Annotated in this window: 9 protein-coding genes; 6 read left to right on the top strand and 3 right to left on the bottom strand. The window is 37.8% G+C overall.

What is annotated here, in order from left to right; all coding sequences use genetic code 11:
* Positions 1 to 67 precede the first annotated feature (67 nt).
* Positions 68 to 1,573, bottom strand: a complete 1,506-nt coding sequence (locus acsn021_RS15975; protein ID WP_184093409.1) for a carboxypeptidase M32 — start codon at positions 1,571 to 1,573, stop codon at positions 68 to 70.
* A gap of 474 nt (positions 1,574 to 2,047) precedes the next feature.
* Here acsn021_RS15975 and eno point away from each other — a divergent pair, with 474 nt between their 5' ends.
* Complete coding sequence (gene eno / locus acsn021_RS15970) at positions 2,048 to 3,367, top strand: phosphopyruvate hydratase (protein WP_184093408.1); 1,320 nt, start codon at positions 2,048 to 2,050, stop codon at positions 3,365 to 3,367.
* Positions 3,368 to 3,504: 137 nt separating this feature from the next.
* Here the strand turns inward: eno and acsn021_RS15965 are convergent, their stop codons facing one another.
* Positions 3,505 to 3,720, bottom strand: a complete 216-nt coding sequence (locus acsn021_RS15965; protein WP_184093407.1) for a hypothetical protein — start codon at positions 3,718 to 3,720, stop codon at positions 3,505 to 3,507.
* 459 nt (positions 3,721 to 4,179) lie between these two features.
* On the opposite strand from acsn021_RS15965, the gene acsn021_RS15960 reads away from it, so the two are divergent.
* From acsn021_RS15960 to acsn021_RS15940, 5 genes are all read left to right on the top strand, one after another.
* On the top strand, positions 4,180 to 5,106 hold the full coding sequence (locus acsn021_RS15960) for an ABC transporter permease (RefSeq protein ID WP_184093406.1): 927 nt from the start codon (positions 4,180 to 4,182) through the stop codon (positions 5,104 to 5,106).
* A 14-nt stretch (positions 5,107 to 5,120) separates the two neighbouring features.
* The gene (locus acsn021_RS15955) at positions 5,121 to 6,131 is read left to right on the top strand and encodes an ABC transporter permease (RefSeq protein WP_184093405.1); all 1,011 of its coding nucleotides are present in this window, start codon (positions 5,121 to 5,123) and stop codon (positions 6,129 to 6,131) included.
* Between the two features lie 11 nt (positions 6,132 to 6,142).
* Positions 6,143 to 7,174, top strand: coding sequence for an ABC transporter ATP-binding protein (locus acsn021_RS15950; RefSeq protein ID WP_184093404.1), 1,032 nt, complete (start codon positions 6,143 to 6,145; stop codon positions 7,172 to 7,174).
* Entirely contained in the window at positions 7,149 to 8,120 is a 972-nt protein-coding gene (locus tag acsn021_RS15945) for an ABC transporter ATP-binding protein (RefSeq protein WP_184093403.1), read from the top strand. The genes acsn021_RS15950 and acsn021_RS15945 overlap by 26 nt, the downstream gene beginning before the upstream one ends.
* 147 nt (positions 8,121 to 8,267) lie before the next feature.
* Positions 8,268 to 9,944, top strand: a complete 1,677-nt coding sequence (locus acsn021_RS15940; RefSeq protein WP_184093402.1) for a peptide ABC transporter substrate-binding protein — start codon at positions 8,268 to 8,270, stop codon at positions 9,942 to 9,944.
* A 127-nt stretch (positions 9,945 to 10,071) separates the two neighbouring features.
* On the opposite strand, the gene acsn021_RS15935 is transcribed toward acsn021_RS15940, so the two are convergent.
* Positions 10,072 to 11,775: a S8 family peptidase gene (locus acsn021_RS15935; protein WP_184093401.1), complete on the bottom strand. Its 1,704-nt coding sequence runs from the start codon at positions 11,773 to 11,775 to the stop codon at positions 10,072 to 10,074.
* Positions 11,776 to 11,809: the final 34 nt, after the last annotated feature.

Genomic DNA, 11,809 nt, shown 5'->3' with positions numbered 1-11,809 from the left:
GCTGTAAAATTAAAAACTGATAGATGATGTACATAATACACCTTCTATCAGTTCTTTTGGACAGTCGTTATAGATTATAAAGCTTTGTATATTTTTCAGTCAAATACTTAATATAATAATCGGCATTTAGTTCTTCGTTCATGAGCTCCATTAAAAGTTCATTGGTGTTTTTGGTTGCCCCATATTTATGAATGGCATTATTCAAAAACTCGCGAATAGGTACTAAATTGCCTTCCTTTAGATAGGTTTCTAAAGGCATAACAGAACGCATGTAATAATAAAGTTGTGCCGCAATTGCGCTGCCAAGAGCATAAGACGGAAAGTAGCCAAACATACCACCTGACCAATGAATGTCTTGAAGAACACCATCGCTGTCAGTTTCTGGTTCAATGCCTAAATACTCTTCGTATTTTTGGTTCCATACCGTTGGCAAATCTTCGACTTTGATTTCGTCTTCAAATAGCATCTTTTCTATTTCATACCGGATGATAATGTGCAGGGAATAGGATAATTCATCTGCTTCAGTACGTATTAAACTTGGCACGGCTTTATTAATGCCTTTTACAAACTGTAGAAGAGTAACATTGCTAAGCTGTTCCGGGAAGGTTTCCTGTAACTTGGGATATAAGGGAGTCCAGAATGCCTGGCTGCGTCCGATAATATTTTCATAAAAGCGGGATTGGGATTCATGGATGCCCATAGAAGAGCCCTGGCCAACAGGGGTCATTGTAATAGCGTCATCCACATACATTTCATAAATGCCATGTCCGCTTTCATGAATAACAGAAAAGATGGAACTTTCTAAATTATTCTCATAAATATGAGTGGTAATGCGTACATCGTGATTATGAAGATGCGTGGTAAATGGATGGGCACTTTCTGCAAGAACACCTTTCTTAAAATCATAGCCAACATATTCACTTACAAATTTAGCAAAATTAAGCTGTTTTTCTTTATCATAATGAAGATTGTTATAGGATTTATCAATAGAATCCTGTTTTGCGGCAACTTCTTTTAACAAGGGAATAATAGCAGCTTTGATTTTGTTAAAGAACGCATCCAGCTTTTCCATGGAAAAGCCCTCTTCGTAATCATTTAATAAAAGGTTGTATAACTTGTCCCCTTCCTTACTGCGGTATCCTGCAAACTTTTTCTGGTAGGCTATGATATCGGAAAGGGTAGGTCTGAAATCCTCAAAGGAATTAGCTTCTTTCGCTTTTGCCCATATAGCTGAAGCCTTGGCGGTTAATTCTCCATATGCCTGGTATTCTTCCGGTGGAATATGTTCCATCTGCTCATAGCTCTTTGTTAAGGCTTTCACGATTGCTTTTTGGTTAAAGCTAAGCATTTCCTGTTCTTTTGGTTGACCTAATTCTTCTAATAGCTGTCTTACGTCGTCATTAATAATAGACTTAAATTCTTCACCGGATAACAGGCCGATAACTTTTGCAGTATTATTCATGGATTCTTCTGGTGCAAGGGTTTCTAAATCCCAATGCAACAAGGTAAGAGCAGTCTGATAAGCCATAGACTTATCAATGTACTGTTTTAATTTTTCGAAAGTTTGACTCATTGTTAATTCCTTTCTATTTTGGCTAATATTTGTTAATAGTATACATAACTTAGAGGTAAAGTGCAATAACAGAACCAGTAATACACATGTGTATACCACTATAGTATAATTATGAAAAAAAGAGGTACAAAAGAAAGTGACATATAATTGGAATACTTGTCCTTCCAAATGCATACAATTGTTATGGTTGTTTATAATATAGGTGTTAATGATTAATTAAGTGCTAAAAACCGGAATGGGTTAAAACTATGTTCCGGTTGGAACATAAAGACTTATTATTACATTGAAAACTTTTATATTAAAATAGTCAATTGCGAAACGGTCATTTTATAGGATGGAATTATTAAAATGAGTAAATATAGGTTACGATTCTTGGCAAGTCACCTTTGCTTTGATGATTTTGCCTACTTCCTTTTTCTAAACAAGAGTTTTGTAATTGCCTATTATTATAATAAAAAGAAAGAAGGAGATAGCATGAATAAGAATTTGGCAATTGAAAAAGTTGTAGGTAGAGAAATACTTGATTCTAGGGGTAATCCGACAGTTGAAGTTGAAGTTGTCTTAGCTGATGGCAGCATTGGCAGAGCAGCGGTTCCCTCAGGTGCATCTACGGGAGCTTTTGAAGCGGTAGAATTAAGAGACAATGATAAAAGTAGGTACCTTGGAAATGGTGTAAGAAATGCGGTTAGTAATGTGAATACGACTATTGCCGAAACCATTACAGGAATGAATGCTTTGAATCAGGTAGAAATTGACAAGAAAATGATTGAAGCAGACGGTACCGACAACAAAGGACGTTTAGGTGCCAATGCAATATTAGGTGCATCCCTTGCAGTGGCAAAAGCGGCAGCAGAATCCTTAAAACTTCCTTTATACCAGTATATTGGAGGGGTTAATGCTAAGGTACTTCCGGTTCCTATGATGAATATTATCAATGGAGGAAAGCATGCGGATTCCAGCTTAAATATTCAGGAATTTATGATAATGCCGGTTGGCGCAGAAACTTTTTCCGATGGTCTGGAATGGAGTACTACGGTATTTCACACCTTAAAGAAATTGTTAAAGAATGACGGTTATGTAACGGCTGTTGGTGATGAAGGCGGCTTTGCACCGAAATTCGGGAGTGATGCCGAGGCGCTCGACTATATAGTTAAGGCAATCAGGGAAGCCGGATACGAACCGGGTAAGGATTTTTATATTGCAATGGATGTGGCCTCTACAGAAATGTATGAAGAAGCAAAAAAAGAAGGCAGAGCAGGAGAGTATCTGTTTTGGAAATCCGGAGAATATAAGAGTGTTGATGCAATGATAGATTACTTGGAAGAGTTATGCAACAAGTATCCGATTATGTCTATTGAAGACGGTTTGGCTGAGGAAGACTTTAGTGGGTGGAAAAAGCTTACGGAAAGACTGGGAAGCCGCATTCAGTTAGTTGGAGATGATTTATTTGTAACGAATACCAAACGTATTAAAGAGGGAATGGATTTAGGAATTTCTAATTCTGTATTAATCAAGTTTAACCAGATAGGAACACTTACTGAAACGCTGGAAGCAATTGAAATGGCTAAAAATAGTGGATGGACAGCGATTGTTTCTCACAGATCCGGCGAGACAGAAGATGTTACGTTGGCAGATATTGCGGTTGCTACTAATGCAGGGCAGATTAAGACCGGCGCACCATCCAGAAGTGATCGTGTGGCGAAATACAACAGACTGTTAAGAATTGAGCATCAACTGGGAGAAACGGCTGTATATCCCGGAAAAGAAGCTTTCAAAATTAAATCTATCAAATAAATTCTATTCATCAATAGATGATAAAACAAACAGAAACAATGAATTGAATAAATATAATAGAAAAAAGGATATTGAGAATTCTTAAGATAGTACCATGAATTCGACAATATCCTTTTTGTATCTATGTCTGGTGGGAATTACTGGTCATTTTTCTCACTGTTTATAGTAAATTCTTCCTTTACTTTACAACGGTAATATTTTATGACATTTCCACTGGTTAAAAATAAGGTTCCGGGAGTGTATAATGATACATCCTGCTGATACGGTAATTTATCATACATGGATATATTATTATCTAAGGAAGTATCATAGGGACCCTTATCCCGAAGTCTTCTTAATTCAATGGCATTCATAGTATGTACCCTCCTTCCGAAATAGCGGTATATGTATACTATATTACTTTTTTTAGCAAGAATCAATACTATAAGTTAAAATAAAAACGTATAAAAATGTATATAATTGTATTTTTAATGCAATTATATGGGAAAATGTTCAAGAAAAATTGTTGTTGAAAAATGTAAATAAATATCTTAATATAAGTAAAATTATACAATAAAAGGATAATTTGTCAATGCAAATTACAACAAAATATACATTTTTATGCTTGACAACTTGTGCTTCTTTGAGTATCATTTGGTAAGTGTAGAAACATATTTTTACAAAAAAACATTGTGAAGTTTAAGTAAATAGGAATACAGCGTAGAAAATTGCACGAAGATGTGTATCGTAAGATAACCATAAATGCAATTTTTTTTATACTGTATCACGTTAAACTGATACAAGGTTGAATAATACAAAAGGCAGGGTAATGTATGGGTAAGTATATTTTGAAAAGAATAGTTGCAGCCTTATTAACAATTTTTATTGCTGCAACCATCACATTTTTTATTATGAATTTTGTACCGGGAAATCCGTTTTTGGGAGAGAAACCTCCCAGTGAGTCAGTTATGAAGGCTCTCATGGAAAAGTATGGTCTTGATAAACCTCTGGTGGTTCAATATAAAAACTATCTTCTGAATCTATTAAAAGGTGATTTTGGAATAAGCTACAAGCTTCAAAAAAATAGGGCAATTATAGATATTATAAAAGAATCCTTTCCTGTCTCAGCAAAACTAGGAGCCTGGGCTATTTTACTTGCCATTTTAGGAGGTATTCCTTTAGGTTCTATAGCAGCTTTTAAAAGAAACAAATTAGGGGATAATATTATCCGAATATTTTCTACCATGGGTATTTCCATTCCTGGTTTTGTTATAGCTACGACGACTATGATACTCTTCGCCGTAAAATTAAAGATTTTACCTTCGTCCGGGCTGAATACTCTCTCTGGTTATATACTTCCCATATTTACCCTCAGTCTTTATCCCATGTGTTATATTGCCAGACTAATGCGCTCTAGTATGCTGGAAGCCTTTAGCCAGGATTATATAAGGACTGCCAAAGCTAAGGGTATGGGTAGTTTCGTAATCACCTTTAAGCATGCTTTGCGTAATTCTCTCATACCCGTAATAACTTATTTAGGACCATTGGTTGCTAATGTTTTAACAGGAGCCTTCGTTGTGGAACAGGTATTTAATATTCCTGGGCTTGGCAGGTATTTTGTAAAAGCAATTAACGCCAGAGATTATATGGTAATTATGGGAACTACCGTATTCTTAGCTACGTTTGTCATCTTAATGAATCTGCTTTGTGACATCTTATATAAGGTTGTAGATCCAAGAATCAAACTAGGGGAAGAATAAAAGGAGGAACACATATGACATTTGATAAAATAGATAGATTAAGTCTGCAGGCTGCATATACAAACGAGGATTTTTCACCCGTAAGTGAACAGGAACAAAGCAGTTTATCAAAACTTACAGAAAATACAAGCTACTGGAAGGATGCTCTTAGAAGGTTAAAACAAAATAAAATAGCTATTGTTGCCTTTGTCGTCATTTTGCTATTTATTTTATTTGCTTTTGTAGGTCCTGCACTATCCCCTTACACTTATGACCAGCAAATCAGGGGAGATGAAAATATGACACCGAATATGAAACATCCCTTTGGAACAGACCAACTAGGAAGAGACTTATTGGTGCGTGTTATGATAGGTTCTAGAATCTCCCTTGTAATTGGAGTTGGTTCCGCACTTATTGTTTTAGTAATAGGTTCACTTTATGGTGCTGTATCCGGTCTTTTGGGTGGAATAGCAGATAATATTATGATGCGTATTGTTGAAATTATATATTCTGTACCGGATATTCTGGTTATTATTTTGCTCCAAATTGTGATTAAGGAACCCTTGGTAAAGGCCTTTAATTCAGGATCTATTTTATCCGGTCTTCAAACTCTGGGGCCGGGCATTGTAGCTATTTTCATTGTTTATGGAATGCTCTACTGGGTGGGGATGGCTAGAATTGTTAGAGGGCAGGTATTGCAGGTAAAGCAGATGGAATTTGTCAATGCCGCTACGGCTTTAGGAGCAGGAAAGCGTCGTTTGATTCTAAAACATTTATTGCCAAACTGTATCGGAACACTAATTGTAACGACAATGTTACAGATTCCTTCAGCGATTTTTACCGAATCCTTCTTAAGCTTCTTAGGACTTGGTGTATCAGCTCCCTTGGCCAGCTTAGGCAGTTTATCCGCGGAGGCTTTAAATGGAATCCAATCCTATCCTCACCGTTTGTTATTTCCGGCTATAGCGATTAGTGTTATTATTCTGGCATTTAATCTGTTCGGTGACGGTCTCCGTGACGCACTGGATCCAAAACTAAAGAAATAGGAGGCAGAAAAGTGTCTGAAACAGGAAAAGAAAATTTATTGGAAGTAAAGGATTTGGAGGTTAGTTTTTTTACCTTTGCAGGTGAAGTAAAAGCAGTAAGAGGCATCTCTTATCAATTAAAGCCAGGTGAGGTACTTGGAATTGTCGGCGAGTCAGGCAGTGGAAAATCTGTCTCATCGTATGGTCTAATGGGAATTATTCCTGAACCGGGCAGAGTAATCGGCGGCAAAATCTTATTTGATGGGAAAGATATTACAGCCTTAAGTGAAAAAGAGCTGCAAAAAATTAGGGGTAAGGATATCGGAATGATATTTCAGGACCCCATGACTTCGTTAAATCCTGTATATACAGTAGGCAATCAAATCGATGAGTCTTTAAGAAAACACACTTCTTTCAATAAAGAACAACGAAAGGTAAGAATGCTTGAGTTATTTCAGTTAGTCGGCATTAACCAACCGGAAAAAAGAATCAATCAGTATCCTCATGAATTTTCAGGAGGGATGAGACAGCGTGTTATGATTGCGATGGCTTTGGCCTGCAATCCGAAACTGTTAATAGCGGATGAACCTACCACCGCTTTAGATGTAACCATACAGGCTCAGATTATTGAATTATTAAAGGAATTAAAAGAAAGAATTGATATGAGTATTATCTTTATAACCCATGATTTAGGAGTAATTGCTGATATCTGTGATAAGGTAGCTGTTATGTACGCGGGTAACATTATAGAAACCGGAAGTATTGATGAGATATTCTACGAACCGAAGCATCCCTATACCTGGGGACTTTTAAAATCCATGCCGAAGTTAGTTGTAAGTGAGCATGAAAGACTTATACCAATTGAAGGAAATCCGGTAGATTTAATTAATCCTCCTAGGGGCTGTGCATTTGCACCCAGATGCAAGTATTGCATGAAAGTCTGTATCGATAAAATTCCTCCGGTTTGCACAGAGGATAGAGGTCATGCTGCACTATGCTGGTTACCGGTTAAAGAGGCATATGAGAAGGAGGCAGCTCATGACAAAACAAAAGGAAGAGAATAAATTAATTGAAATACAGAATTTGAAAAAATATTTTACAGTTAAGAATGGTTTTAAAACAGCCAAAGTAAAGGCAGTTGACGATGTAAGTTTATATATAAAAAAGGGTGAAACATTAGGTCTGGTAGGAGAGAGTGGTTGTGGTAAAACGACCTTTGGACGTACGATTATACGTTTATACGAGCCTACGGAGGGGAAAATAATCTATGGCGGAGAGGATATTACTCATAAAAATATGTATGCTTACCGTAGGAAAATGCAGATTATATTTCAGGATCCTTATGCTTCCTTAAATCCAAGAATGACAGTTGGAGACATTGTAGGTGAGCCACTCGAAATTCATAAAATGTACACTTCCAAAAAAGAAAAGCAGGAAAAGATTTATGCCCTCATAGAAACCGTTGGGTTAAATAGAGAACATGCCAATCGGTTTCCTCACGAGTTTTCAGGAGGCCAACGGCAAAGAATAGGTATTGCAAGAGCATTGGCAGTGGATCCTGAGTTTATTGTATGTGATGAACCGGTATCGGCCCTGGATGTATCCATACAGGCTCAGATTGTCAATATGTTAGAAGATTTGCAGGCAGAAAAGGAGTTTACGTATTTGTTTATTGCCCATGACTTGTCCATTGTAAAGCATATTAGTAATCGTATAGGAGTTATGTATTTAGGACATTTGGTTGAATTAACCGAAAGCAATGAGCTTTATAAAAATCCGCTACATCCTTACACCCAAACCCTTCTGTCAGCTATTCCGGTAGCAGATCCAAAAACGAGCAGGGAGAAGAAACGGATTATTTTAAAAGGCGATATACCAAGTCCTATCAATCCCCCCAGTGGATGTCCATTTCGAACCAGATGTCCTCGTGCAACGGATATATGTGTAGAACAGATGCCGCCATTAGTAGATTACGGTTCCAGGCACTATGCCGCCTGCCACCACATTTAACCAGATAGTAATTATAGCAGTAAACCTGTGGTTATACTGCCAATTTCTATAAAAGTGTATTCTTTTAAAAGACTGTAAAAGACATCTCATCTAGCGGATGTAGTTAGCAGATCCTTGGGGAAAGAAGTATAAAAAAGGAGGAATTATATGAGTAAATCAGTATTGAAAAAATCACTTGTAATGTTTGTGGCCTTAGTACTTTTAGCAGCAGCTTTAACCGGCTGTGGGGTAAGAGGCGGCAATTCCGGTAAAACACCGGATAACGGAGCTAATCCTGGTTCAGATGGGACTGGAGAAGACTTTGTAATTGATGTGCAGGTAGGTCCTGAACCAGAAACAATTGATCCTACTATGAATACGGCAGTAGACGGTGCATCACTTATTAACCATGTGTTTGAAGGACTTATGAAACTAGATAAGGATGGTAATATTGTAAGCGGTGCAGCAGAAAGTTATAAAGTAAGTACAGATGGGTTGGTTTATACCTTTAAACTCAGAGAGGATGCAAAATGGTCTGATGGGAAAGATTTAACAGCAGACTCCTTTGTATATTCCTGGCAGAGGTTGGCAGATCCTGCTACGGCTTCTGAATATAATTATATGATTGATATGGTTATGAATGCTGCTGATATCATGGCAGGGAATAAAGATAAGTCAGAGCTGGGCATTAAAGCAGTTGACAGTAAGACAGTTGAAGTCACTATAAATGTAGCAACACCTTATTTTCTGGAAATTTGTGCATTTCCTGCTACGTATCCTTTAAGAGAGGATATAGTATCTGCCGCACCGGATACCTGGTACCAGGAGCCTTCTACTTACATTGGTAACGGACCATATGTGGTAGATACCTGGACTCACCAATCCATGATTGTGATGAAACAGAATCCTAATTATTATGGTGTGGCGGAGTTGGGGCCTGAAACAATTAATTTCCATTTAATTGAGGATTATAATACCATTCTGGCTTCTTTTGAAAATGGTGAGATTTTATTTGGAGACAATCTTCCAAGTGAAGAAATTGAAAGAATGACAGGCAAAGGTTTGTACACAGAAGGACAGTTAGGTAACTATTTTTTGTGTTTAAATAACGAAGTCGAAGTACTAAAGGATGCAAAGGTCAGAAAGGCCTTGGCTCTTGCAATAGATAGAAATTATATTGTTAAGTCTGTTTCAAAAGCTGGAGAACAGCCCGCAGATACTTTTGTACCTACAGGACTTACGGATGTGGATAATACAAAAGAATTCCATGAGGTGGCAAAGAAATGGTGGAGTGTTGACCCAGCAGATTACGAAGCGAATGTGGCAGAAGCAAAGAAACTGCTTGCAGAGGCAGGATATCCAGATGGAAAAGGCTTTCCAAGCATAGAATTAATGATTAATCCTGGACACGAAGCCAGAGCAGAAGCTGTTATTTATATGTGGCAGCAGGAGTTGGGAATTACTGCAACGATTGCTTCTCAAGACTGGGCGGTATTTTCGCAGACAAGAACGGACGGTAATTATGAAATAGCCCGCCATGGTTGGCTGGCAGATTATAACGACCCGATTTCTTTCCTGGATATGTGGGTTACAGGAGGCGGAACCAATGATGCCCAATTTTCTAATGCAGAGTACGATAAATTAATCGCTCAGGTAAAAGCATCCTCAGACAGAGAAGAGAGAATTAAATTAATGCATCAAGCGGAAGAAATTCTTGCAGAGGAAGTGCCGATTATACCTTTGTACTTCTATACAGATTTATACTTAAAATCTGATAAACTGGAAGGTTTTTATTCTTCTCCGCTTGGTTATAAGTATTTTATGTATACAAGTGTAAAAGAATAGTGCTTTTCGGTATCCTAATCCTGGAAAGGTATATAAAGAGGGAGTTGTGCACGAACATATGAAATTAAATTCGCGTACAGCTCCTTCTTCCTTTTTAAGAGAATGGGTAATTTTCCATACATTAATCTTAAAAACGTATATAACGAGTTAATGCTGAAGTTATCCTCTCAGGAGCTATAATTCCATAGCCCCATTCGGGATTTGGATACGTTAGTTCGGGTCTTCTTATAGCACTTTGAGTCAAAACATTTTTTATTAACTGGTTATTCATATAAGTGAGATTTCCTTCCGAAATACCCCATTGAAAAAGATCAGCTATAATACCGGCAGCATAGGCAGCAGAAAGGCTGGTGCCGGTACTGATAATATACTTGCCTTCAGGAAAAGGTACAACCATGTTAACTCCGGGTGCAGTAAGATCTGGTTTTGGATAATTGGTAACGGTAAATCCAAGACCTGCGTGATAATAAAGGGTATTGTTACGGGGGTCATAGGCAGTTATACAGATTAACTCTTCATTATTTCCGGGATCCGTAACCGTGGTGTTATTATCAGAATGTAAAAATATTGTCTCAGGGGTAATGAATTGGTGAAGAGGAAGCCACATATGAAACTTCATTGGCAAGTCGCCTGCTGCACCAAATACATAAAAGCGCCAGATTCCAGGAAGTGGTTTCTGAAATCTTAAAATAATAAACTGTTCCGTAGAATAAGGGGTATCTAATATAGTGTCTACTACGATAGCGGTGTCCTCATATTCAATAATTGTAGTATTGTTATGAATAGGCGGAACCCTCGCCAAAAAGTCGCCATTAGGGGCGAATAAGTCCACCCAGAAGTAATTGGGTGAAGTACCCCAAAATTGTATAGTAAAGCCTACTTCACCATTACCCACTTGCATAGAAACTTCGTCAAAAGTAAGATCTGGGGGAAGGTTTCCAGAATAATGGCAGTTCCGATTGCCCTCATTACCGGCAGCAACAACAACGGCACGGCCATATATTCTGGATACAGATGCTAAATAACGGCTCATAGGTCGGGTACCGGCGTGATCACTTTTGTTGGTTCCAAGACCAAAGCAGATAACCAATGGTTTGTTCTCCCGTAGGGCAACTTCATTTAAGTATTTTATTCCCATTATAATGTCATTTTCCTGGTAACAGATAGAAGCTCTGGTTATGACAAAAAAATCCTTCAAATAGGTTTTTGCTTCCTTTAATTTTACTACGATTAGCTCAGCATCCATTGAAGTACTGCTGAAATTCGTTTCAGGAGAAGGAGAACCGGCTGCCATACCGGCAAGCATAGTGCCATGACCGACATTATCTATGCTTGGTACTATCTGATAGGGATCAGTGTTTGCAAGAGCTAGATTAATCTGTTCTCTGCTGTATTCTGCTCCATAGTTAAAACCCTCGGGAGGGCTGCCGGTGTTAATGGTTTGATCCCAGATAGAGACAATACGGGTTTGATTTGCTGCCGTTAAAAAAGCAGGATGTCTGTAATCAATCCCTGTATCAATAAATCCAATTAAAACGCCTTCCCCCGTATAATCAGAAGTGAAAGGAGGAGGCAGGCGGGTAAGCTGGGAAGGATTTATATTATCGGAGGAAAGCAAGCCATACAGGAGCGGTATGGCTTGGTAACCAAATCTGCTGATACTATCAGGGGTCATATTTTCAACGGGAAGATGTAGGATTGCCAGAGTATCATTTACAATGTCTGTAATGCTGTCTTCAAAGTTTTGAAATAAATCGATATTTCCTGTGTATCCTAAAATCAGATCGGCATAATCATTGCTTATAATTCGATTACGTTCTGTTTCAGTCATAGATGCCTCAATACTGTTATTTAGTAATGTATAT

It is taken from the genome of Anaerocolumna cellulosilytica (genome assembly GCF_014218335.1).
Lineage (GTDB): Bacteria > Bacillota > Clostridia > Lachnospirales > Lachnospiraceae > Anaerocolumna > Anaerocolumna cellulosilytica.
This window is presented reverse-complemented; position numbering and strand designations above follow the sequence as displayed.